Annotated in this window: 18 protein-coding genes, 1 tRNA gene and 1 riboswitch; of the genes, 5 read left to right on the top strand and 14 right to left on the bottom strand. The window is 38.5% G+C overall.

Annotated features, from left to right (window positions below; translation table 11 throughout):
• Positions 1-79: 79 nt before the first annotated feature.
• From H4J59_RS15885 to H4J59_RS15850, 8 genes are all read right to left on the bottom strand, one after another.
• Positions 80-1,522: an ATP-binding protein gene (locus tag H4J59_RS15885; protein WP_182240996.1), complete on the bottom strand. Its 1,443-nt coding sequence runs from the start codon at positions 1,520-1,522 to the stop codon at positions 80-82.
• Between the two features lie 9 nt (positions 1,523-1,531).
• Positions 1,532-2,215, bottom strand: a complete 684-nt coding sequence (locus H4J59_RS15880) for a response regulator transcription factor (protein WP_182240994.1) — start codon at positions 2,213-2,215, stop codon at positions 1,532-1,534.
• A 267-nt stretch (positions 2,216-2,482) separates the two neighbouring features.
• Positions 2,483-4,138, bottom strand: coding sequence for a B12-binding domain-containing radical SAM protein (locus tag H4J59_RS15875; protein ID WP_182240992.1), 1,656 nt, complete (start codon positions 4,136-4,138; stop codon positions 2,483-2,485).
• Between the two features lie 278 nt (positions 4,139-4,416).
• Positions 4,417-5,409, bottom strand: a complete 993-nt coding sequence (locus H4J59_RS15870) for a DUF1186 domain-containing protein (protein WP_182240989.1) — start codon at positions 5,407-5,409, stop codon at positions 4,417-4,419.
• 514 nt (positions 5,410-5,923) lie between these two features.
• Complete coding sequence (locus H4J59_RS15865) at positions 5,924-6,433, bottom strand: tRNA-uridine aminocarboxypropyltransferase (RefSeq protein WP_182240987.1); 510 nt, start codon at positions 6,431-6,433, stop codon at positions 5,924-5,926.
• Between the two features lie 212 nt (positions 6,434-6,645).
• Complete coding sequence (locus H4J59_RS15860) at positions 6,646-7,335, bottom strand: haloacid dehalogenase type II (protein ID WP_220469862.1); 690 nt, start codon at positions 7,333-7,335, stop codon at positions 6,646-6,648.
• A gap of 792 nt (positions 7,336-8,127) precedes the next feature.
• Positions 8,128-9,864: a PKD domain-containing protein gene (locus H4J59_RS15855; protein ID WP_182240983.1), complete on the bottom strand. Its 1,737-nt coding sequence runs from the start codon at positions 9,862-9,864 to the stop codon at positions 8,128-8,130.
• Between the two features lie 123 nt (positions 9,865-9,987).
• A riboswitch (cyclic di-GMP riboswitch) is annotated at positions 9,988-10,072 on the bottom strand.
• 658 nt (positions 10,073-10,730) lie between these two features.
• Positions 10,731-10,821: transfer RNA gene (locus H4J59_RS15850), tRNA-Ser, on the bottom strand.
• 238 nt (positions 10,822-11,059) lie between these two features.
• On the opposite strand from H4J59_RS15850, the gene H4J59_RS15845 reads away from it, so the two are divergent.
• Positions 11,060-12,553 (top strand): MATE family efflux transporter, encoded by a 1,494-nt coding sequence (locus H4J59_RS15845; RefSeq protein ID WP_182240981.1) that lies wholly within the window; start codon positions 11,060-11,062, stop codon positions 12,551-12,553.
• A 112-nt stretch (positions 12,554-12,665) separates the two neighbouring features.
• On the opposite strand, the gene H4J59_RS15840 is transcribed toward H4J59_RS15845, so the two are convergent.
• The 3 genes from H4J59_RS15840 to H4J59_RS15830 are packed head-to-tail and all read right to left on the bottom strand — an operon-like array spanning position 12,666 to position 17,549.
• Positions 12,666-15,338 carry a M14 family zinc carboxypeptidase gene (locus H4J59_RS15840; protein WP_182240979.1) on the bottom strand — a complete coding sequence of 891 codons (2,673 nt, stop codon included), beginning with the start codon at positions 15,336-15,338 and terminating at the stop codon, positions 12,666-12,668.
• A gap of 41 nt (positions 15,339-15,379) precedes the next feature.
• On the bottom strand, positions 15,380-16,621 hold the full coding sequence (locus tag H4J59_RS15835; protein WP_182240977.1) for a RimK family alpha-L-glutamate ligase: 1,242 nt from the start codon (positions 16,619-16,621) through the stop codon (positions 15,380-15,382).
• Positions 16,590-17,549, bottom strand: coding sequence for a RimK family alpha-L-glutamate ligase (locus H4J59_RS15830; protein WP_182240975.1), 960 nt, complete (start codon positions 17,547-17,549; stop codon positions 16,590-16,592). The genes H4J59_RS15835 and H4J59_RS15830 overlap by 32 nt, the downstream gene beginning before the upstream one ends.
• Before the next feature lie 226 nt (positions 17,550-17,775).
• On the opposite strand from H4J59_RS15830, the gene H4J59_RS15825 reads away from it, so the two are divergent.
• Entirely contained in the window at positions 17,776-18,936 is a 1,161-nt protein-coding gene (locus H4J59_RS15825; protein WP_259369570.1) for a M20 family metallopeptidase, read from the top strand.
• A 24-nt stretch (positions 18,937-18,960) separates the two neighbouring features.
• Here the strand turns inward: H4J59_RS15825 and H4J59_RS15820 are convergent, their stop codons facing one another.
• The 3 genes from H4J59_RS15820 to H4J59_RS15810 form a co-directional block, all read right to left on the bottom strand.
• Complete coding sequence (locus H4J59_RS15820; RefSeq protein ID WP_182240973.1) at positions 18,961-20,664, bottom strand: SulP family inorganic anion transporter; 1,704 nt, start codon at positions 20,662-20,664, stop codon at positions 18,961-18,963.
• A 231-nt stretch (positions 20,665-20,895) separates the two neighbouring features.
• The gene (locus H4J59_RS15815) at positions 20,896-21,432 is read right to left on the bottom strand and encodes a hypothetical protein (RefSeq protein ID WP_182240971.1); all 537 of its coding nucleotides are present in this window, start codon (positions 21,430-21,432) and stop codon (positions 20,896-20,898) included.
• A gap of 110 nt (positions 21,433-21,542) precedes the next feature.
• Complete coding sequence (locus tag H4J59_RS15810; RefSeq protein WP_182198685.1) at positions 21,543-22,238, bottom strand: HupE/UreJ family protein; 696 nt, start codon at positions 22,236-22,238, stop codon at positions 21,543-21,545.
• 223 nt (positions 22,239-22,461) lie between these two features.
• Between H4J59_RS15810 and H4J59_RS15805 the strand changes: the two genes are divergently transcribed.
• The 3 genes from H4J59_RS15805 (at position 22,462) to H4J59_RS15795 (ending at position 24,441) form a co-directional block, all read left to right on the top strand.
• Entirely contained in the window at positions 22,462-23,208 is a 747-nt protein-coding gene (locus H4J59_RS15805) for an ABC transporter permease (RefSeq protein WP_259369569.1), read from the top strand.
• Positions 23,209-23,351: 143 nt separating this feature from the next.
• Complete coding sequence (locus H4J59_RS15800) at positions 23,352-23,747, top strand: antitoxin Xre-like helix-turn-helix domain-containing protein (protein WP_182240969.1); 396 nt, start codon at positions 23,352-23,354, stop codon at positions 23,745-23,747.
• 76 nt (positions 23,748-23,823) lie between these two features.
• The gene (locus tag H4J59_RS15795) at positions 23,824-24,441 is read left to right on the top strand and encodes an RES family NAD+ phosphorylase (protein ID WP_259369568.1); all 618 of its coding nucleotides are present in this window, start codon (positions 23,824-23,826) and stop codon (positions 24,439-24,441) included.
• Positions 24,442-24,641: the final 200 nt, after the last annotated feature.

Raw genomic sequence — 24,641 nt, 5'->3', positions numbered from 1 at the left:
TATGAGTTACCCTAATGCTAACAATTAGCCATTGGCTATGGATGACAATGTTGTCATTTAACTTGTCATTTCTAGCTTGTCATTTAGCTATCGGCAACGACAATCGCAGAGTAAATAGCTCTTTATCGCTCGCTTCAATAATGAGATCGCCGTCATGTGCTCGGGCAATTTCTCGCGCTAAACTTAGCCCAAGGCCGCTACCTGACAGTCCTTGCATGTGCTCAGGCTCGCCACGATAAAAACGTTCGAATAATTGAACTCTCACTGCATCTGACATAGGCAGACAAAAGTTACTGATAAGCACTTCTATTTGACTGCCGTTTTGTTTAGCTTGAATAGTCACACCTTTCTCATGAAGGCTATAGCGCATCACGTTAACCAGCAAATTATTTAGCAGCTGTTTTAATAATACAGTATCACCTTGAGTTATTAAGGCTTGTTCAATAGCGCAATGCAGTACCAATTCATCCGACAACAGCTCCATATCGGCAGTTAACTCATCTAATAAGTCTGTTATATTTATCGCTTCAAGATGCAGCGCCATCGAGCCAGCGTCCGCCTGCGACAGCAGTAGCAATTTTCGTGTAATAGCCGACAAATGCCCCACTTCATCAAGAATGGCATTGAGATCTAATTGCTCGGCATTCTCATTGATAACCGCTTGTTCAAGCTTACCTCTTAGCACCGTCAGTGGCGTTTTAAGCTCATGAGCAGCATCAGCCGTAAAGCGAGAAATTTGTTGAAAACTATCTTCAAGTCGCTCTAACATTGTATTGTATGCTGCGATTAATAGTTTAAATTCTTCGTCTGTTTTATGCTCAGGCAAGCGATGGCTAAGGTCTTTTTTTGTCACCATATTCATTGATGTTTGTAAGCGATTTATCGGTCGTATGGTATTGCTCGTAATAAACCATGCACCAAGAACACACAGTAATACAGAGAAAGGGATAACAACGACAAGTGCCTCTCGCAAGGTACTTTTTAGTTGGTTAGTTGTTGCTGAAACGTCAACAGCAATGAAGCTTTGCGCTTGAGCGGTATGAAAAAAACTACCTCGCCATTGGTTTTTATTATGCTCAAAGAAAACAAGCTGACAAAGAACCGTCGCCCCATTTCTATCCGTTGACGCTAATTGCTCTTCACTCTCATTGTTCAACGTACTTATTACTGCTTGAACGTCTACACCTTCAGATTGTGTTAATACACCAGACTCATTCGATTCAACGAATATCATCAGTTGACTAGCAGAGCTAATGCGCAGCTTCTGCATTAAATCATTAATAAGCCAGTCATCAGCATTAGCTGCCTTACTTACCATGGGAAAGGCGCTCAACGGATTATTTCCACGCCGTTCTTTACGTAAATTAAAGTCCATTATGCGCTTTTCTTCCATACAAAGGCGGGCATCAAGTTGCTCAAGTTCCACTTTCATAATACGTGACCAACTTAAGCTAACAATAACTGCGAGTACAGCACTTACCGTTAAGATAGATATGGAAAAAATACGCGTACGAAACTTCATTTTATCACCTTAACGTGGGCTTAAACGGTAACCTGTACCACGAACTGACTCAATGGCACCAACCATTTTCCCTGCGCTTTCCAGAGAGGTAAGTTTACGGCGAATACGTTTAATGCACACATCGACAACATTGGTGCAGGGATCAAAATCATAGCCCCAAACATGCTCCAATAATTGTCCGCGTGTTAATACTTTATTTGGCGAGCGCATTAAATATTCCAATAGGCTAAATTCACGACTAGTGAGTTCGACAGATTGCCCCTGACAATTGATACTGCGGTTAATGCAGTCAAGTTGTAACGAACCTACTTCAATTACATGTTGTTGTGTGCCGGCATGTCGTCTAAGTAATGCCTGGATACGAGCATTGAGCTCTTCTACATAGAAAGGTTTTGCTAAGTAATCGTCAGCGCCCATATCTAAGCCTTGAACACGATCACCAAGTTCATTACGTGCGGTCAGAAGAATAACGGGCGTATCGATACCCATTTGACGAATAGAGCGAAGAATATCTAAGCCATCACGACCCGGAAGCATAATATCGAGAATGATAATATCGAAAGTGTTTTTACTCGCGACCTCATAGCCTTGGTTACCGTCAGCACAATGGGTAACAGTGACGTTTTTTGTTTGCATGCCTTCACAGATAAAGTCAGCAATTTTTTGTTCGTCTTCAACAAGTAATATCTTCATTGAATTACCTCCTTAAGCAACTCACGAAATTATCTCACCTGAGGCATTGCTATCGCAACAAGTATGACAACATTGTCATTTTAAAGTTAGTCAGCAAAGTATATGGCGAGTAATGCCAATTAAATATCACCGTCGGCATTGAGCTCACAGAATTGATACACTTTAAATATGATTGAACCTGATTAAGCCCATGGTAACTGCCTTTTGAGTCATGGTTCTGCCCTGCCAGACTTTGAGCTGATAAAAATGATGACATTAAATCAGCTATTAACTCATATGACGTTGTTGTCGCTGCAGTGATTTATTTTTCACTGTGGTTGCTGCTTGTGGAACCGCATAAAGGCTCAAGCTACTAAACAAGCTTTTCAATTTAGCGGCTTCGTAATCTTGCTCTATTTTTTCGATAACCGCTTCATGCTTTTCAGGATACAAAGCTTCAACCGCTTGTGAAATTAGCTCAAATAACTTTTTCAGGTTAATTTTATGAATTTGCCCGGTTTTATTAAAAATCCACTCGGTAATCGCCATAAAATCATCAAACGGTTCATCCGACAACATATGGGGTAAAGCGTATTTAAAACGGCCTGAATTACCAATCATGTCCCAATAGCGAGCAAAGCGATTAATACGTTGCATGGTGGTAAAACTCACCCGGTCGGTACTTAAAATATTAAAAGGTGGCAAGGGGTTAAAACGCAAATCAAATGCTTCGGTATGTCGAATAATCGGACTACCTTTCAAACGTTTCAATATACCCATTTGAATTTCATGCGGACGACAATGATAAAGTTGGTTGAAGCTGTCTTTAAAGGTCTCGAAAGTTTCGCCGGGTAAACCAAAAATAAGATCAGCATGAATATGTGCGTGGGTATGATCTTTTAACCAGATTAAATTGTCTTTCGACTTAGCGTTGTTTTGCTTACGGCTAATATTTTTTTGCACTTGTGTATTAAAAGTTTGTATACCAATTTCAAATTGCAAACTGCCCTCTGGAAATTGCGCTAACACCTCTTTTAACTTTCTAGGCAGATGATCAGGCACAACTTCAAAATGCAGATAAAGATCATTAGTCATTCGGTCTAAGAAAAACTGCATGATTTTCATCGTGGTATTAATATTTAAATTAAAGGTTCTATCAATAAATTTAAAATTACGCGCGCCACGGTTATATAAAATTTCCATTTGCTCCAGAAATATGACTATCTCAAATGGCACAGAGGTTTTATCTAAAGACGATAAGCAAAACTCACACTTAAACGGGCAACCACGCGAGGCTTCAACATAAAGCAAACGGTGGGTTAAATCTTCATCGGTATAATACTGATAAGGTGATGCTAACTCATTTAATTCAACCGGTTTTGAGTGAACTATTTTTTTATCGGGTGGCGTGTTATCTATTATGTCTTTACACAGTTGATAAAAACTTAAATCCGCCGGACCTGTCAATACATAATCGGCATTGGCAACAATGGCTTGCTGCTCAGTTTCATAACTGACTTCTGGCCCGCCTAAAATAATCTTAATGTCAGGCGCGATAACTTTTAATAAGCTAACCACATCGGTGGTTTCAACGATATTCCATATATAGACCCCAAACCCAACAATATCAGGTTTTGACGCAAGAATTTGTTCAACAATATCAATGGCACGCGTTTGGATAATAAACTCTTTTATTTCACAATAATCCTTTAATTCTTTTAAATTAGCGTAAAGATAACGTAAACCAAAACTGGTGTGAAAGTATTTAGCATTGAGGGTAGCAAGCACAATTTTAGGCACGGCTTTATCCATTTCATCACTGTTTATCTCAGCAACCTGTGTACACTTTTTTATGGCATCAGGTTTTATGGCATCTGAGGTATGTGCTTCAGTTAGATCAAGCTGGGTAACGGTTAGTTCGGGATAATTTAATTGTTCTGCCATACTACTTTTTAAATACCTTTGATTAAATACCTGATGATAATGTGCAATTATACTGTGATTGCTGATGTTATTCAGCAATCTTATTTTGGCCGTTTAACTAGCGTTTAACTAGGACACTCACGCTAATTTAAAATGAAGATAAACCTTTACACCATCATTGCCAACATCACTTTACTTAACAGAGCCATAATGTTTTATAGCCCGTTAGCTAGATGGTGTAGATGCGAGTGTTTATCTTATTGCTTTGGTTATTACTTTGGCTATTCCAGCTTGCTACTTTACTGTAAACAACACTTTTTATATTTCTTGTTGCTGCCACACGGGCAAGGATCATTGCGGCCAGCCGTTGCTAATGAACTCACGGGCACACTGTTCTCTAAAATGGTATTTTCGTCGTACAAGATATTAGACAACAAACCGCCCTCGCCCATTAACGAATCAAATACATCAAGGTCGTCGTTCGAAAGGTTGTCGCTTGAAAGGCTATCGATTGAAGGATTGTCGAATACTTCATCATCTGAGCCATCACCTTCAGCCCAAGAATTTAAGGTGTCAACAAGATTAAACTCTGTTTGAATAATGCCAGACTCAATCAACTTACGCCCATCAAGGCTTTGCCATGCTTTTACTTCATCTTGTTTAAAACGGTATTCATCAAATACGTCTTTATCACATAAGCCAATAAACTGACTTTTAAGATCATCAAGTTGATATTCGATACAAGAATCAGCTAATGCGCTCATTAAAAAACTACTGATTGAACTGGGTAAAGCCAAAAATGCGGCTAACCAAAGCGTAATATGTTCACTTAATTCAGCTTTATCAATAGTGCCCACCTCGTATTGAGCAAATACCGCTTCCATAGCAGATGCTTTGCCATACATAGCTTGATGACCAGCAACAATATAGTCAGACAAAGCTTGTGTATTACCATTGGCGACATTATAAAATAAGGTTGATGTTAATTCAGTAATCGCATCACCAAACACCCCTTCAATAGGCGTTAAAAACGAGTCACTGCACGAAAAAAGCTGCAAGCACTTTGACAGCGCGGGAGAATATTTTAATTCGGCTAATAATAAGGTGCCAAAAAATAAAACGGCATTCTGTTCATCGGTTAGCGAACTATCATCTGCGACAAATTGATCTATTATCTGCTCTAATTCAGCATAAAATGCTGACCAATTCGTTTTAGCTACGTCGAGCGCGGCAACAGGCAGTTCGTTGTCATGTGCATTACCTATTACTAATAAAGCTTGTTCTAAATTCATGTAAATTCCGCGTTAAATAATCAATGATGAGTGGCAAATGCCAAATGTTATGAGCATTCAAAGTACGTAGATTTAAGTCGGATTAAAAAGGTTAACTAATAAGGCGCATGATTAACTAATAGCCGGCTATTAGGATTGAATACAACAGGATAACTGGCTTTTTAAAGCGAATAAAACAAGCAATTTAAATGATAATGGGGGTATCTTAAACACTTCTTATTACCGTTACCATGCAAAGCATCAGATTCAACCGAATTTTCATTTGATTTGTCACTATAACGTCCAAGTTGATCTTGTTTCGCTGCCATAAATTTAGCGTACCAATTTAACTGAAACACACACGCTACTTTAAAAATGAACAACAAGGTTTAAGCCGACCTGGCTTTATTTAGAATAACCATGATGACTTATAGGACTTTAGTTAGATATTTAGTACGATAGCTAGATATTCTAAAGTGATTTTTTAGCTTGTTCATTGGATAAAAAGTAGCGTAAACGCAGCCAACCCTAATCTTTAGTTTAATATTTTGTTAAGTTTTTTGTTAAGTTTTTTGCCATTAAATTGCTCAAATTTTAATGATAATTCTGCTGCCATCTTATCTTGTCCTTTAAGCCTTAATACTTCGATTATGCATTCGATGGTACATAGGCCACCTTTAGGTTGATTGGCTCTCAGGTTATATAACGAAGCATTTGCCGTTTTCAAAGTGCATTGTGGCGCATTTTTTAAATACGAGCTCTGGTTGAAAATTTTATTTGATTCCTGCCATGTGCTATCAATAATAATAATGTTTTCATACGCTTCAATTGTTGGCCTTGGCTTTGATGCTGCAGACGATGATTCTGCCTTCGAATATAATAATACCGCCTCATTATTTTCTATGAGTCGAGTCAGGTCTTTGTTAGGGTTTACTCTTTCCCAGAGTACACGTTCAACAATTTCATTAGCACTTTCTAGTGCCAGAGCGCCGGTATTAGTTGCCCTATGTAATTCACGCTCATGTGTAAGTAAAAATATTTTCATTATTAGGTATAGTTCCGTTTTATCGGGGCAAGATCACCAGCTAAAAATAGAGAAATCGAAATGAAATGTTTATTGATTTGGTGGTTTGTTATGTAGGATTATGAAGTAAAGCGAGTGTTATACCAAGTTGAATAGTTGATTTTTTGAGGTGATATTAGAAGGGATAGCGCCATGCGTTGAGTAAAATACTGCAACGCATGGCAGATAGTTGTTTATTTAAACTTAGCTAATGTTTTAGCAAGGTCATTAACATCTAATACGCTGTAATCAGGTTGTGCAGCAAGTGGAAATAACACTTTACCTGTACGACGGATAAAAGCTGTTTGTAAACCTGCTTTATCAGCACCCGCAATATCCCAACCGTGAGCAGCAACCATTAATGCTTCGTCAGCATCAACGCCTAAGTCTTTAATTGCCCATTGGTAAGTAGCAAGATGAGGCTTAAATACACCTACAGATTCAATACTTAAGTTCGCATCAAAGTATTGGCTTAAACCTGAGTTTTTAAGTTGTAGCTTAACACCCGCTAACGAAGAGTTAGTTAATGTTACTAATTTATAACCTTGCGCTTTTAATGCCGCTAAACCTTCAGCAACATCAGGGTGTGCAGGTAGTGAACGTAATGGCGTTAAAATAGATTTTTTAGCGTCTTCTTTAGTAATGTCTATACCATTAATTTTAGCAACCATTTGTAGCGCAGCTACACCAATATTACCAAAGCTCTCATATTCGCCAGTTGCTGAAACAACTAAAGAGTGATGTAACATAGTTGAAAACCATAAAGGTAATAAGTCTTCTCGTCCACCAATAGCATCGCCTACAGATTTACGCATGCTTGTTAAGTCGAGTAGTGTTTCGTTAACATCAAAAATAATAACTTTAGGTTTGGTTAATGGTGTCATAGATGTTGCTGTTTTTGCAATTTCACCAGCAAAAAGCTGATGACAATTAAGTAATAAAACTAAAGTAAAAAATGTTTTTAAAAATGGGGCTTTCATATTACCTCTGTATATATATGATTGAATTAATTAAGTAACTTGAATTCGTAACAATGTATTTTAAAGCTATTTTTTAAGATGCTTATGAATAAAACAATACGCTTTATCTCATTTAACCTTATTAAATAACAATGCAATACAGAACTATTTATGTCGAATTAAAATTTATAAATAAGCTTGTTTTAGCCTTGTAAGTAACATTACATTTGTTCATACAAGTGAGCAGACCGACTTAAACAGCAGAAACTTTCGCTATATAAATAATACCAAACTGAACGATTTTCATTTAAATGGATATAGCACTGTTATAGCAAAAAGAAGTCTGACAATTAATCAAAATCTTTGCAATGAAGTCCCATGGTGATCTGTAAGAGAATATGACTGAATTCATATTCATAAATGAGAATATTGAGTAAGGAGGTTCTTTTCTATTTTGGAAGGAATTGAGATGGAAAATAACCACAGGCGACCCACTAAATTACATCAAGTAAGAGCAATTATTTGCATTTAGTGATGTTATAACTACCCTTGATAATATTTCCCCGATAAAACGGACACATTTTTTATCACGCCGCGATAGCCCCATATTCCATTGGTGAACAATAATTAATGCAGAATGGCTAAAATTAATCGACACAAGAACTAGCGTCACACATTGGAACCATTTGCATTAAAATTAATTACTTATTTGATTGGTTATTTACTGGAATGTGCAGATGGGTTAGCACGTTTGAATTTTCGGAACAAAGCAAGACCAAATAGGTTGACGAGTATCCACCCAAATGAACCACCAGAACTTTCTTTTGATTGCTCTGTGTCAGTTTTGGGTACATTAGCAACCGACACTGTAATGTTTTGTGAAACTTCATCTTCCCCATCGGAAACGCTAAATTTAAGCACTAAGTCAGTATTTTTTGATACTTGAGGCGCTGTAACTTTAACATGTTGCATGTCAGCATCGGTTAACGTTACATCAGGGCCACTGATTTGAGTCCAAGAATATGTAAGTTCGTCATCATCCGAGTCGAATACAGACGCAATAATTGACACATTATCCCCTTCATTTGCATTTACTGATTCGTCTAAGGTTATCTGTGGTGCTTGGTTTGATGTAGCGGTGAATTCAATATCAAATAAATTATTATTACCATTTGAATCGACATCAAAAGAAGTGGATGACAACTCGCCCGATAAAGCATAATCACCGATATTGCCACTCAACATAAAGTGAACGTCAAGCGTCTCATTAGCCCCTATATTTTTGGCAGTACACGACATAAGTGCATTATTATTTATTGTACACTGACCATTTTCTAATAGAGCATTTGATAGCGCAGTTCCTTCTGGGAATCTTATTTCAAGAAGAAGATCACTAGCAGGAGCGTCTGTGGCGTTCTCTATATTAAAATCAACATATACCCCATCATTAGGTAACGCTTTGAATTTGGTATTTTCAACATTTAATCCAATATCTATAACCTTACCAGAGCCACGACACCAACCTATATCACATAAAACATAAGCCGCCGCGCCTAGGTTTAATACATTGGAACCAACAGACGCCATTAACTGTTCAGGATAAACGTTAGGTGAAAAATGAGCTATTTCTTGTCCGTCAAGTTGTCCATCAGCATGTAGTTCAACCGCACCATTATGTATTCCGCCTGTGAGTAATCCAGATAATTTAGATTGTGTGGAGGTAGAGCCCAGAAACAACAGTCCATCACCAGAAGAAACAACCTCTTCTTGCTCTCTGATAGATAAATTGTCAAAAACGACTAAAGGATCACCTTCGCCAAATACAAATTTAGTAAAGTGACTTGGTTTAGATAATGGTGCAGGGAAACAATCACCTAAACAATTTAAGCTAGCAAAACCCATCACATGTGTTAACTCATGCAAGGTAGTAGTAATAAAACTTCTATGTTGTCCTTCATTATCAAAACCAAGGTATATCGAGCTATTTGGAGAAAATTGTGTTGAACTGACAGGGTCACTCTCTATATCCCACGAACTAGTATCAATATTCTGTAACGAATAACGTAAATTGGTTGGGTACTGACGATTTACTTCCATTATGCCATAAGGGCTAGCACCACCTTCATCAAAGCTCGAAAAGGAAGGTCCTAGCGTAATAGCGCCATAACCACTTAACGCTTCAAATTCTACTTCTATTGCAAAGTCAGATGTTATATTTATCTGAGACTCAATCATACGTATTGTACGAAACAATACGTTTTTACGGGCCTCTCCAAGTGTTGTAGCGTTATTGCCACCTTCAGGAACGTAAGCTTCTTGGCTATTAAAGCCTACGCCTTCAGCATCTGAGAATACTACTCTTATTTCATCAGCGTTAGCTATCGAAGAAGAAGTGCAAATAGCAGCAAAAACACTGCTTCTAATAAAGTTATTTTTGATGACATTTTTGAACATATTACGACTATTCCTTTATATCGAGAGTTGATAAGCTTCTACAACCATGTAGAACTAAATTCAACAGCTTTCGATTTGATATAATTTTATAATTAAATTTTTATAGATAGGCAAGCAAGAGGGAATTGCAGTCACGCTACCTTTGTCCGAAACATTAAGGTCGTAAACTTTGCGTATATGAATTTCTCCATACTTGCCTTGCAAGTAAAGTACAACATATTGATATATAAATCAATGTTCTATGTAAACACGAGTATTGATAAAGGCTAACATCAAAAAAATAAATTTCACTTCAGCTATTTTTAACCATTTTCTTTATATCCAATCATTAGAAACGATGCGACGATAAATCCTAATACAGCTTGGAAGTTTTAAATTAAATGTTGCAATTGACAGACATCAGTTGGATCAATAAATTTACAAACTGACGTACTTTGGTAAGTAATGAAATTTTTATGTCAAAGGGGAACCTCTGTTTTTTAAGTCTTTTGTAAAATAGGTGCAATTAGTGAGTCTAAATAAGTACATTGTCTCAGTCAATCCTGCTGAACTGATTTGAAAACCTGTAGACATAAAAAATCCGTTGAATATAAAAGACTTTTTCATTTTTAATGTGGCGGTGAGATAGGCATTTGCACCCTACTCGAAAGATCAACGCTATAAACCCTACATTGTTGTAATTCGCTAAATTCTAGACGAAAAAAAACCGCCAGTCTTTCGATTAGCGGTTTTTTATAGTTTGGCGGAGAGATAGGAATTTGAACCCTACTCGAAGGATTGGCGCTATAAACCTTACCTTGTCGTAATCCACTAAATTCTAGACGAAAAAAAACCGCTAATCTTTCGATTAGCGGTTTTTTATAATTTGGCGGAGAGATAGGGATTTGAACCCTAGAAGGGCTATAAACCCTTGCTGGTTTTCAAGACCAGTGCTTTCGACCACTCAGCCATCTCTCCAATGTTCGAAAGCATTGCTGCTTGAGAACGGGGCGAATAATAGATACTGTTCACTGCTTTGTAAAGTGCTAATTTAGCTTATTAGGCATTTTGTTTGATTTTTATTGTTAAGTGCTTAATAAATCATCAAATGGTGATTTTTACTAGCAGTTTTTTCACATTTATCTCATTTTTGCAGTGCGCTTAACTTTCACCACACAAGTACGATTTGTAACAATCGTATTCATCAGTAATTACCGTGGCAACTGATATACTGTGCTATTGCGAATTTTCCGGAGATATTGTGCCTAAATCAAGTCAATCAGTTGCTGACCGAAGTCTTTTAAGTTTAACCTGGCCCATTTTTATTGATCTATTTTTCATTTTCATGATCAATGTGACTGACGCATGGTTTTTAAGCCGTATATCTGATTCTGCAGCTGCGTCAATAGGTGCCGTTATACCTATTTTAGGTATTGCCTTTGCGCTTTATAGTACTATGCATCAAGGCGGCAGTAGTATTGCATCACAGCGTATTGGCGCTGGAGATCATAACAAGTTAGCCGCAACTTATGGTGTGCTGTTTGCCATTTTGCTCTTTATCGGTATTTTATTAAGCATTGTCATGATGGCTTTTGCGCCTCTCTTCGCGCAATGGATGGGTTTAACCGATGATATGGCAGGTATGGCGAGCATATACTTAAGCACCATAGGTATGGGCACTGCGATATTAGCCGTACGCTTTGCTGCCGCTGCTGTTTTAACCTCTCAAGGTAAAACACATTGGAATATGTGGTCGACTTTCGTCATGACCATAGTCAATATATTATTTAACTATCTATTGATTGACGGAAAACACGGCTTCCCTGATTTAGGAGTACAAGGTGTTGCTTATGCGTCGGTCATCGCTTGGGTTGTCAGTTTATGCTTTACCCTTGTGATCATTATTAAACATTTACATATCAAGATTACTTTACCCAAGCGCTGGCTATTATTTAAAACGGATAGTGCGCCCATCTTAAAAATAGCACTGCCATCGGTGTTAGAGCCTATGTCGTGGCATCTAACCCAAATCTTGATGACAGTTATGATCGTCAGTATGGGTGAGCTTGCTTTAGCCACGCGTGTTTATAGCTTTAATTTACTTTTTACCGCTATTTTATATGGCTTTGCTATCAGTTCAGGCGTACAAATTAAGGTCGCCCATTATATCGGTGCCAAGCGTTTTGAAGAGGCTGATCAACAACTGATGTTGGGACTTAAGCTGGGTATTGCCGGGGCGATGTTTTTTGTTTTCACCTTATTGACATTTTCTGACCAGTTGTTTGCAATATTTACCAGCAATATTGAAATTTGGGCGTTGGGCAAGCTGATATTGATTATTGCCATCATCGGTGAGTTTGGCCGAAGTTTTAATTTGATTGTTGGCGCATCATTACGAGCGTCTGGCGATGCACGTTATGTGTCAATGGTTGGCTTTATTATTATGTGGTTTATGGCTTTACCCTTAGCTTGGCTGTTAGGGCTACATTTCGGCTATGGTTTAGTGGGTATTTGGCTGGCAACCAGTTTAGATGAATGTATTCGCGGAATTATAGCCTTAAAGCGTTGGAATACAGGAATATGGCGTAGCAAAGGCATATATGTTGCCGAGATACCTGCACCACTGAGTATTAATAAGCGTACTGATGACCCAGAAGTTATTAATCAGGAGATAACACAACAGCACAATGTTCAAGCATCAAAAACTTGATAAAACACTTGAGAAAAAAAAGCCAGTATCATTATTGATGGTTTTCATGTGTGAGTGACAAAGCCCATTATTGTCTTAATTAGAGCGAGTACAATGACACTTAACAAGCAGGCTATTCAATATCTCCGTCATCATTTTCGTACTCGCTCAACATTTCATCAAAATGATCGAAGTCGATGAAATCTTCATTAACAACAAGGGTATCAGTCACGTTATAACAGATACTTGCGGGTTTTGAATAGTTTGGCACCACATCATAACTAAAAACAGAATAGTATTTGGGAATATTGGCGTTACCATATTTATCGTAGGTATATTGGTCTTTTCCCGCATAGAGCTTAACCCCATCGAAAGGTGACATGGGTGGATGAAAACAATTTCTCACCACATAACAACCAATAAAATCTTTATCTTCTGGGTTATCCCAACTCAATTTCACCAATGAATTTTCAATCGTTAGCGATAAATTAGTGGGTGGTGACACGGAATTTTTACGACGTGTGACATAGTCAATCATTAGACTTGGTTCGTTATTCTTGTCATTGCATGACCAGTCAATAATAGCGTCACGTTCTTGGGAGATAGCCGTCGGTCTGATAATGAAGTAAACGGGCTTTCCTTCAGAGTGAAGCCGTTCCAGGTCTTGACGACAATAGCTGTCAAAAATCAGATGGTGCTGGGCACTTTTTTTAAGTTGTGTGTTACTGATTTCATAACCGATAAATTCAATTTTCTGTCGATTCTTGACGCTAACATAATCCAGATCTTTAAGCTCTGCGAGTTCAATCGTAAAGCGAATATCTTTGTTAGTATTAATACTGTTTTTATTCTGCATAACAAGGTAAGCATCAGTGATCACCGTTTCCTCGGGGTCTGGTAACTGATCCAATGTAAAAGCCATTTGACCATAAACAACCCCCCCTTCACTGTCAAACCCGCAGCTCAGACAATCTTCGTCAATTTTGTGCATTGAAATGGTGTTTAACGCTACCGGCGTTAATCTTAGCTCTGTTGGTTTCGCACGATAAATAATATCAAGGAATGGTCGATAATGGACCCCTCCACCAAATGGACCATAACCAATATCAAACTGCATAAGCTGAGATTTTTGCCCTAAGGGCAATGTGTTTGGTCCCTGTATTCTAAACAGAATACGACCACTCGTAATTTGATTTTGTAATAACGCACGCTCAACGCCGTTAAAGCGCCATTCTTTCCATATACCTTGTCTGAGATGATCAGACTCAATGGTTTGCCCTAAGGTAAGTAAAGGCACAGCATTTTGAACCTGATTGAAATCAGAGATGTCTTCCAGCGTATTAGCGTCAAGGATCGAAATACTCCATTCGCCATAGGTTTCAATTTTGGCACCCACTCTATTCATCGGATATAAAGAAAAAATGGCCGATTTAATGGTTAGCTCAGGAGATAAGTTTTTCAGTGAAAAAGCAATTAAGCCAAAACAGATCCCTTTTTTACTAGAAACACCAATAAACATAGAATTTCGACCAAAATGTTTTTTATTGGCATCAAGACTATATTCGCCAAGGTAACCAATATCGCTTTTGGCTGGGAGTAAGGCACGAGAAAATTCATCCGGCGCCAACTTTGTTTTTAACCTGATTTCGGGACTAAACGGTGAATTTAGCATATTGCTGGGATCAATCGCGTGAAGATTATAATAATACATCTGACCGCTCTTCAATTGAATATCGGTAAACTCGACACTATGAGTGATCGCAATCAAATTCTCTCTTGAACAAGCTGATTTAGAGGTGTCACTGCGAAATATTTCAAAATATATCGCTTTATTTTCCAGACTGTCCCAACTCAAACTAACGCTATCAGCAGTGATATCAGTCACATTGAAATTTTCAATACGCGGTGGAGCCTCTTTAACGTAATTTCTCACTGTTCTGAAAGCAAGCAACAAGGCCGGAATATTTTCATCAATCGATTGCGCCATATATTGCAAATAATCGGGAATATTTCGGCTACCCACTTCAACCACTATGCTCATTATTCCTCTATCATAATAATACTCACGGCCGCTACCGTGGATCAAATTAAACGGTGGTTTTCCTCGATGAATACCGTATTCTCGTCCGGTAACTTTCCTGATTTCATTGTTCATGTTGGCGCACAACACATTCAAATCAGTGCCTTCAATTTCTTTCTCGTGATTGAATTTATGCGCGGGGAAAAAAACATTACCTTGTGAATGATAATCAAGAGCAACACGAATATTGGGGTGAGTCTCAACAAACACTTTGATGGCTTGAGTTTCAGGCTCAGAAAATGCGGCTGGACCTGAATATATCGCCGAACTGGTGTCCGTTCCTTTTTTAAAACGCACGCCAAAATTACGATTAAGGTCAACACCAAAGGTATTGTCGCCGTTGTCCCTCCTATTTTTGCGCCAAAATGAAAAATGGGTATGCGAATATTCAAAACCGTCAGGGTTAAGACAAGGCACAATATAAAGACTACTACTATTGAGTGCCGATGCTAACATCGGATGATATTGATGGTTATCAATAATATATTGAATAAACTTTATCGCTAACTCATTGCCAATCCACTCGCGCGCATGAATTGAACCGGTATAAAGCAAAGCCGGTTTATTGCCCGCGTTGCTCACATCATTGGAAATTGTTGCCATCATGATGGGCCGTTTTTCCCACGTTTCACCAATGCTATTAACCTGAATTAGATCAGGGTATTCGCGCATCGCATTGGCCAAAAATTCACAGGTTTGCTGATAAGTTGAATATTGTTTTTTCATAATAGAAGGCCATTTTATTTTTCAATCGAATAATATTACTGTTATTCACTTATAACAGGCAGTACCGGCGGCAATTGCTCTTTTACTTGTATGTCTTCTCTGCCTACATTTTCAAAAGCAGGTATATCACTCTCCTGTGCACCAACGGATTGAACAGCCACTTCAGAGGTTTTATCAAGGCTTGGTTGATAACGCGCATAATTATCTTGATAATTCCAAACATCACTCGGCCATTCTTCGTACTGATTTGGCTCAGTATTAAGTAATGGGGAACCGTCTGCACTTATGTTGTCGAAGGTTTCACCACTATCGTTGACGCTCTGATGACATTGTCTTGAAAAACTGATGTGACGCATAGTGCGAAGCAAAGCAGAATTTATTTTCCCTAACTCTTCCCAGTTATAAAGGGGGATATAAGGCTTAGAAAATTGGCCTGAAGACAAACTCCACATTAGGTACTGGCCTATCCAGTCTCTGATATAAGAAAATGCGGCAAAAGCCGTGGCGCATTCTAAAATGCGGTATTGACCATCTTTTCCCACGGCGATATCACATGCCCAAAATTCAGCGTTTGCTGCTTTTGATGCCTTAACCGATAATTGCAAAACTTTTCGGGGTACTGCTTTATAATCCATAGAGCCACCTTGGCTCGTGTTGGTTAGCCATTTACCTAGCGGGGGTCTGCGCCAAAAGGCACATACTGGTTTGTTACCGATTAACATCACTCGAATATCTGCTGCCATCGGGATAAAGTCTTGTACGTATACGGGGTAATATTTTTTGCACTCCAAAAGTTCACAGGCCTGCGCAAATGAATCTACTTTGTGGACGAAATAACCGCCATAGTTAGAGGGACCATAAGATTTTTTGATGATGAGCGGGTACGCTGCCTTAGACAGAAAATCAAAGGCCTTTTGTGGTTGATAAAAAATATGCGTATTAGGGATCGGCAGTGCATATTTTTTACAAAACCGGGTCACATTTTCCTTCGATTTATTTGAGAATTGGCTATCAAGGGAGGGGATAAATTGTACTGCCGGTAACGCGCGCGCAATCTCACGAAAAGTCTCATAAGCGGTTGCCGGAATATTACCGATCAATACGTCAATTTTTTTACTTTTTACCGCAGCAATAAAGCGTTCTTTGTCTTTACCCCAATGATAAACCACCTTTTCTATTTTATCAGGCCAGCCTTTAAAATTAGAGTAATCAAAAAAACGTTGTACATGGTCGAGATATAAAAAGGCAATTTTAGGCAATGTATTTGGCAAGTGCTTGCTCATGAATATTTCCTATAGAATTAGAATTAAATTTAACTTTGCGTTTGATTAAATTGACGATTTTATCAATTTTTCGCGTATTAAAATCCAGTCCGAATTTTTCTTGTTCCGGTGTGGCAAAGGCAGGAATACCGTTGACTTCCAATACCACAAATTGTTCGCGTTCTCGGTCATAAATCAGGTCAACCCCCGCAATATCTAAGCCTGTTAACCTAGCTGCGCGTAGCGAAATAGAGGCTATTTGATCGTTTATCTCGCGTAAAATTATCGAACCACCGCAAGAAATATTTGTACGCCAGTCGCCTTGCGCTGCTTTGCGTCCGTAGCAACCCACAATCGTCCCATCAACCACGTCTACTCGAAAATCTGTAAAGTCATTGTCTATCCATCTTTCGAGATAAAAATAACCAGGCTTAGTCTCATTTAATAACGGTAATAACCGTTCGAACTCGGCTGCACTTTCAATGTTAATAATACCCTTACCGCCCCAGCCGTTAGTGGGTTTAAACAGTGCTTTGCCGCCCCAGTTACGCAATATCTCTCTGGCCCTTTCCAACTCTTGGTGATGACATAATTGATAATTAGCGGTTGGGATACCATTTTGATTAAGTAAATGAGAAGTTTTAAACTTGTCTTCCGACACACAAAAAGCTTCAAAGCTATTAATACAAGGCACCGTCATATTAAGCGCTTGGTAGAGATACACCTGATAATCACTCTGCTCACTAGCGTTATAGGAAAAGTAGAGATCTAGGTTTGCCATGTCTACCTCGCCGGAAAATATATGACCATTATTTGCATAGCCATTTTTCAAGCTCAAATTATTAATAACTGCAATCCCATTTTGATTTAGTTGCTTAATAATACGTTGCTGTATTACTTCCCCACCGCCATTTCGGTACATCCACATCCCAATAATGTAATCAGTCATATAGTTGCCACTCAGTAAAGTTAATCAAAAAAATAAACGCTTGTATCGTTATCAAATATCAAGCTTAGTTCGAGCAGTTATTAACCTCATCTGAATAATTATAAATTAATTAACCTGCAACTAATTTGACAAATGTCAGGGTGAGGGATTATTAAATTTTTTAACCTTTGTTTTAAGCTGTCATCTGTATTTTTATCCCCTATATGATTAACCGGTAAGGAGCCACATGAAGATTAATTTAGATTTAAAAGCTGATACTGATCCAATGAAACCTGACGGATCAAATTATGATTTTTCAGAGCTCGCTGAACTCATAAAAATGAACTCCAATACCCACAACAAAAAAGGCGTCGATCTTTTAGGTAAGCGCTATCAAAGCCTATTTGAAAAACTGGGGTATCACACCAAACGATACCCCAGAAATGATATCGGCGATCATCTGCTATTTAGCGCCCAAACTAACAGCGGCAATAAACTTTTACTGCTAGGTCACCTAGATACTGTTTTACCGCCAGAAGTACCTAACCTGTTTAGTGAAGATAAAGAGTGGATCTATGGACAAGGCGTCTGTGATATGAAAGGCGGCATTCATGTCGCCATTTGCGCCCTAAGGGAAGTAGCGAAAAGACGTGGAAGTATTGCTAATATTGACGTGCTGCTAGTAAGCGATGAAGAAACAGGCAGTGATGATAGCCGCCAGATCACCGCTGTATTAGCAAAAAGCTATCAGGCCTGTCTGGTATTTGAAGCCGCAGGTAAAAACGGAGAAGTGGTGGTTGGACGCAAAGGTGTTGGCACTTTTGCTATTGATCTTAGCGGTAAAGCCGCGCATGCCGGTAATAATTATCTACAGGGTGCAGATGCTAATTTAGCGGCAGCAAAAATGCTTATCAAACTAAATCAGCTGACCAATCTTGCACAAGGCACAACAGTAAATGTTGGAAAAATTAGCGGCGGAATCGGTGCCAATACGATTTCACCCAATGCACATTTGCTACTGGAAATTCGTTACAAAACACACAACGAACGAGATCGTTTACTCGCTGCAATCAATGGTATCGTCGCAACCGAGCAGGTAAAAGGGGTCAGCGCCAAATTGTCTGGTGGTATTCAACGCGACGTTATGCAAGCTAACGATAAGCAGGCTCAATTTCTCGCCAAGCTAGAATCTATTTTAGGTGAAAAATTACCGACAGAAACAAGAGGCGGCGTTAGTGATGCCAATATTGTTTCAGCAGCGGGCGTAGTGACACTTGACGGTTTTGGTCCCTTTGGGGAACACGACCATACAAAAGACGAGCGAGCATGTAAAAAGAGTTTCGTAAAACGTGTTCAACAAGTCAGCCTAATTTTACTAGAATATAATGGTGTAAAAACTAATATTTAGTGGCACATTGATCGCATAAAGACCTTACCTTTGCGCCTCTTCATCGGCGATTTGTTTACTTTTATTTATTCTCAACGCTAAATACAAGTCAGAATGAACATAAATGCCCTCGCTACCTGATTTAATATCTGCGTTTTTAAACCACGCCAGCAGTTGGCGTTTTCTACCGGCAAGCTCAAGGCGTACCCCGCGCTTTTTAAAGATAGTATTCAAATCTGCCAGCATGGCCATAACACTTAAATCTAAATGTGTGAAGCATGGCACCGCGTCAATAATGACACACTCAACACCATCTTTTTGTCGGGCATATTGCTCTAATAACCTACGTTTAAAAAAACTAGAATTAAAGTAGGTTAACGGTGAATTAAAACGATAGATGAAAACACCGTCTATCGCTTTGGCTTTATCGCTAGTATCTAAACTTCGCACCACACCATTGATATCAACACCAAGTATATTGTCTGTAGGGCGCATTACGGTTCGAATAAATTGAAATAAACCCAGTAATACCGCCAGCGTAATACCAGGAATAACACCAATAAACAGCACCGCAAATAATGTGATTAAGGTTAAGTAAAATGCTTGCCGGTCTTTTAATCTTAATCGCCATACCGCTTTTAAATCTAAAAGATGTATTGACGCAATGATCAATACAACACCCAATGCAGCGCTGGGAATAAACTCAAGTGGCGCCGTTAAAAAAATCGCAATAATGGCGATAATAATCGCCGCTATAATAGAGACTAATTGTGTTTTACCGCCATTGGCATCATTCACTGCCGTGCGAGAGTCTGCACCGCTCACTGCGAAGCCTTGTGATAAAGCAGACGCAAAATTTGCCATACCCAAGGCCATAAATTCTTTATCTGAGTCAATATCGTAGCTATTTTTTTCAGCAAAACTGCGTGCGGTTAGCATCATACTCACAAAGCTGACTATCGCTAGGTTAAGTGCTGGCATAACTAGCCCACGCATAATACCAAGATCAAAATCAGGTGCTTTAAATAAGGGTAAACCACCCTCAACAATGCCAATGGTTTTTATCTCAAACTGTTCTAAATTAAAAAACCATACTAACGTAGCTGCAAAAGCGATGGCGAACATAGAAGCGGGAAAAGTGGGTTTTAAGCGTTTGATAACAAAATAAATGCTGACAGTAAATAAGGCCATTAATAGCGTTGGCACATGCGCTTGCGAGAGATATTCAGGTACACCCCCTAAACGCTCAACCAGGTGCCTTTCGTCAAATGTAAAACCAAAAACTTTAGAAAACTGACCCACAATAATGGTAATGGCGACACCATTTAATAGTCCCATCAAAATAGGTTTAGATAAAAAATCCGCCAATACGCCAAGCTTAAAACGACTGGCAATTATGCACCAAAAACCTGTCATCGCCGTCATGGTGATCACTAATTGCCAATGCTTAACAATGTCACCTGCGGCTAAAGGCGTTACCACGGCGGCAATAACCGCACAGGTCGCGGCATCAGGACCAACAATCAATTGCTTGGAGGTGCCAAATAGCGCATATATGATCATGGGTAATACACAGGAATATAAACCAACAACAGCATTAACACCGGTTAGCTGTGCATAAGCGATAGCAACCGGTAAAGCGACTGCTGCAACCGACAATGCCGCTTTTGCATCATCAGCGAGCCATTTACGCTGATAATTGAACAAAACCTTCAAGCCAGGCATAAAGTTATATAAACGTGAAAACAAAGCCGTTTCCTTACTGACAAAGTGTGTGTTTAAATAATAGAGTGCCTAAATAATAGAGTGATAAGACACTTAATATAGCGAATATAGGGTCTAGACACTCCTAACTGCTGTAAAAATTTCAGTAAGGAATGAATATAAAAAAAACGTATAAATCATTGAAAAATTTGATAAAAATTTGTCAATAAACTAGCTAATAAAGCCACTAACAACAGCTTTTTATCACCAAAGCCTTTAGCCTTTAATCGTATAATAACCCTTAATTGATAACGAAACTGTTACCGGTTCTTGCGTGGTGTTTTTCCAATACCAACCGTGAGAGCCTTTAAAGGGTGTCGTTAGTGAACCTTGCATATTGTTTGTGGTGGCAATTGAAAAGCTTTCAAAATATCCCGTTGTATCCCCTGCTGGCTCACCGTGAAAATCAAAATAAAGTGCTGTAACACCCGATGTCCACTCGTACTCCACATGGGCATATTTATCCATATATAATTTATATTCTAGCCCTTTGCCTGCAGGGATAATAATCTCAACGTTATCACTGCGTAATAGATCATTTTGTTTACCTCGCTCTACGATCAAGGTTGGCGACTTTTCTGACGCTTCGGCTATTGCCGTTAGCCCTAATGCTTTGCCACTACCCGTTGGGTCAATATTATATTCTGCGGGTAAAATGCAGGTGATCAGTAGCGTTATTGCCACTAAAAGCGCAATAGCAGTGGCTTTAATTAAAGTTGTCGTGCTATGTACAGGTATATTAAATTTATGCATGTTATATCCTAAATATCTTTTTATTTGTTTTATTGATTTACTTGATACGCTAACAACTCGCTAAAATAGCCCAAAGTTGATGGTACTTTAATGAGCGTAAATCACTCACGCTAACTGATAAAGTAGCCTGTGAGTTGTAAACCTATCAGCATAAAGCCGGCGCTTATTAGCGCGGTATTGGTGAAGGTTGCAAAGCTTAAATAGCTACTATGTTTACGCCAAAAACTTAATATGATTAACACCATGGCAAGTGCTAAAAGCTGACCTATTTCGACCCCAAGATTGAATGAAATAATATTGCTCACTAAGCCATTACTGGGTAACTGAAATTCTTGTATTTTAGTGGCTAAACCAAAACCATGAAATAAACCAAATACTGTTACAGCAATTTTAGTGTTGGGTTGGTAGTTAAATAGCCGTTGAAAGCCGCCTAAGTTATCAAAACCTTTATAGACCACAGATAACCCGATAATGGCATCGATAATATAGGGATTAATTTCAATCTGGCTAAATACGCCATAGAGCAAAGTTAAACTATGGCCTAGCGTGAATAAGCTGACATAAAGCAACACGTCTTTGCTGCGAAATAAAAAGAACACCACACCAACCAGAAATAATAAATGGTCATAACCTGTTAGCATGTGTTTTGCGCCAATATAAATAAATGGGAATATTGCGCTCCCTTCATTAGCCTCTAAAAACTGTTTTGTAACATCGTCTACGCCGTGAGCCAACAGTGAAAATGACGAAAAAAGTCCTGTTATTATTAAGAGTAAAAGTATAAATTTTTTACGGGTGTCATTCACTGAGTGTTCCTTGTTACTAGAGCTTGTTACTAGCGTTTTTATTAAATATGTTATCGCCGTGTTATACACTAAATTTGTATCTAAAGGGAATATACTAAATAATAGTTTCACCTTTATAAATAATTTGATCAACCCATAAGCGAATTTTCCTAATAACGCGCTTTTAATGCCTGTTATTGTTGATAATAAAACGCTTATTAAAATCTTAGGTTAACTACTTTTAATGCCCATGAATGATACCCTGCAAATGATCAGCTTAGTTGATCTATCTATTGCTTTTATCCCCGTTGTTATTGCGCTGGCTTTTTTATATTTATGGTCACTCAATGTAAAACAAGCGAGCTATGCCCTTTCACGTATGCTGATACAGTTATTATTTATCGGCTACGCACTAAGCTACATTTTTTATTCCGACAATGTGTGGTTAATCACCTCAATTTTATTAGCTATGGTCAGTATTTCTTGCTGGATTGCCTTACGCACATTACCTGAATATCGATTAGTGCTGTTTAAACAAGGTTTTATTGCCATATTATGTGGCGGTGGCTTTACTTTATTGGTGATCAGCCAAGGCGCATTGTCTTTAAAGCCCTGGTATCAAGCACAAGTTATTATTCCACTGGCTGGTATGATATTCGCCACCGCGATGAACAGCATTAGTTTGTCTGCAGAACGAATATTTTCAGAACTGGACAATAAAACCCCCTATCCAATAGCACGTAAGCAGGCACTTAATGCGGCGACAATACCCGTCATTAATTCATTATTCGCTGTGGGTTTAGTCTCATTACCCGGCATGATGACAGGGCAAATTCTGTCAGGGATTTCTCCTTTGATCGCCGTAAGATATCAAATTATTGTCATGTGTATGATTTTCGCCTCCGCCATACTTTCTGCGGTAATATTTTTACTCTTATCAGAAAAAACCATTAAAAAAATTATCAAAAAAAAGCACAGCACCCAAGCATAACTAGCTTGCTAATTACCTTATCATTTAAAAAACCGAATCATTTGAGGCGAATTATTGATAAAAGTACCATTTGAAACTACACTTAAGTTGATATAATAAGATTAGCGACTTTTATGGCACATCGATTTTATCAGGAGATCTCAATGAAGGCTGCAAATAAGCAACATCAAGCACCAAAAATTAACAGCGCCGTGGCTTTTAAACTCGGTAGTAATATATTAGAGAAGTGGCAATGCAGTGCCAGCGACAAGCAAGCTATTCTAGGCTTGAGCAAAAGTAGCTATTATCGTTTTAATCATAATGAAAGCGCCAGCCTTTCTAACGACCAATTAGAGCGTATTAGTTACATTGCTAATATTCATCAAGCATTAAAAATGGTTTTTTCTAATCCTGACAATGTTTATGGCTTTATGGCAATGAAAAATGATAATCCTTACTTTAATGGCCATTCGCCACTGTCGCTGATCTCAAGTGGAAATTTTGGCACCTTATACGAAGTTTTCAAGCGGATAGACGCCATGCGTAACGGGCAGTGGTAAGATGAAGGCCAACACTAAAAAAGTAAAGTTGCTGAACAAAATTGCTTTTAGGTTAGTAAACTCAAAATTTCCTCCTATGACGCTTTTTGATGATGTTGTCAGTCAAGAAGACTTTGCAACGGTTTACGCTATTCAAGCACTAACCAACCCAAGAATATTAAATGAGCTTGGCGACTTATCACTACTATCAAGTAATGAAATTCCTTTTGGCATTGATGGTGTAAATTATGTAACCGCGCCTTTTACCCATATTAATCCTGAAGGCTCACGCTTTAGCAATGGTGACTTTGGTGTGCTTTATCTTGCCGACACGATTGATACCGCCATTAAAGAAACCCTTTACCATCAAGACAAATACTTTCAAAACCTGCAGGGTTTACATTATGATACTGTGGATATGCGTTGTTTAAAAGTAACCTTTAGTGCAAGTGTTGTTGATTTATTTCAGGTTAAAGGTATTTATGAACCAGAGGATTACTCGCTACCAAGGCGGCTTGGCGCAGAGCTTAAAAAGAATGCTCAGCAAGGTTTTCAATATTACTCGGTAAGAAATCAAGGTGCCACCTGTTGGGGATTATTTTCACCTATTCATGTCACTAGCGCTATTCAAACTAAACACTTTGAGTTTATTTTTGACGGAAAATCAATGTCGAAGGTTAGAGAGTTAGTTCATCAGCCACTGCACTTAAGCTAGCTTATTTTTAATGCAGGGTATGAGTTGCTCGCCATGCGCACTGAAGATTAATACCAATTTCATTAAGTTATTGCTCACTTGTGCTGGTTAAAATACACCAAGGCTACGGTGCTCTCAATCACAATAGCCAGCTATTGCTCAATCAAGCGTCTTGCCCTGATGCATTTTCTCTGCGCACAACAAGATCACAAATTTAATGA

Source organism: Colwellia sp. MB02u-10, from assembly GCF_014077185.1.
Classification (GTDB): Bacteria; Pseudomonadota; Gammaproteobacteria; order Enterobacterales; family Alteromonadaceae; genus Cognaticolwellia.
This window is presented reverse-complemented; position numbering and strand designations above follow the sequence as displayed.

Bases quoted from the DNA above. Each gene is read 5' to 3' on its own strand.
- H4J59_RS15885 (WP_182240996.1), bottom strand. From the start codon at position 1,522: ATGAAGTTTCGTACGCGTATTTTTTCCATATCTATCTTAACGGTAAGT.
- H4J59_RS15880 (WP_182240994.1), bottom strand. From the start codon at position 2,215: ATGAAGATATTACTTGTTGAAGACGAACAAAAAATTGCTGACTTTATC.
- H4J59_RS15875 (WP_182240992.1), bottom strand. From the start codon at position 4,138: ATGGCAGAACAATTAAATTATCCCGAACTAACCGTTACCCAGCTTGAT.
- H4J59_RS15870 (WP_182240989.1), bottom strand. From the start codon at position 5,409: ATGAATTTAGAACAAGCTTTATTAGTAATAGGTAATGCACATGACAAC.
- H4J59_RS15865 (WP_182240987.1), bottom strand. From the start codon at position 6,433: ATGAAAATATTTTTACTTACACATGAGCGTGAATTACATAGGGCAACT.
- H4J59_RS15860 (WP_220469862.1), bottom strand. From the start codon at position 7,335: ATGACACCATTAACCAAACCTAAAGTTATTATTTTTGATGTTAACGAA.
- H4J59_RS15855 (WP_182240983.1), bottom strand. From the start codon at position 9,864: ATGTTCAAAAATGTCATCAAAAATAACTTTATTAGAAGCAGTGTTTTT.
- H4J59_RS15840 (WP_182240979.1), bottom strand. From the start codon at position 15,338: ATGAAAAAACAATATTCAACTTATCAGCAAACCTGTGAATTTTTGGCC.
- H4J59_RS15835 (WP_182240977.1), bottom strand. From the start codon at position 16,621: ATGAGCAAGCACTTGCCAAATACATTGCCTAAAATTGCCTTTTTATAT.
- H4J59_RS15830 (WP_182240975.1), bottom strand. From the start codon at position 17,549: ATGACTGATTACATTATTGGGATGTGGATGTACCGAAATGGCGGTGGG.
- H4J59_RS15825 (WP_259369570.1), top strand. From the start codon at position 17,776: ATGAAGATTAATTTAGATTTAAAAGCTGATACTGATCCAATGAAACCT.
- H4J59_RS15815 (WP_182240971.1), bottom strand. From the start codon at position 21,432: ATGCATAAATTTAATATACCTGTACATAGCACGACAACTTTAATTAAA.
- H4J59_RS15805 (WP_259369569.1), top strand. From the start codon at position 22,462: ATGCCCATGAATGATACCCTGCAAATGATCAGCTTAGTTGATCTATCT.
- H4J59_RS15800 (WP_182240969.1), top strand. From the start codon at position 23,352: ATGAAGGCTGCAAATAAGCAACATCAAGCACCAAAAATTAACAGCGCC.
- H4J59_RS15795 (WP_259369568.1), top strand. From the start codon at position 23,824: ATGACGCTTTTTGATGATGTTGTCAGTCAAGAAGACTTTGCAACGGTT.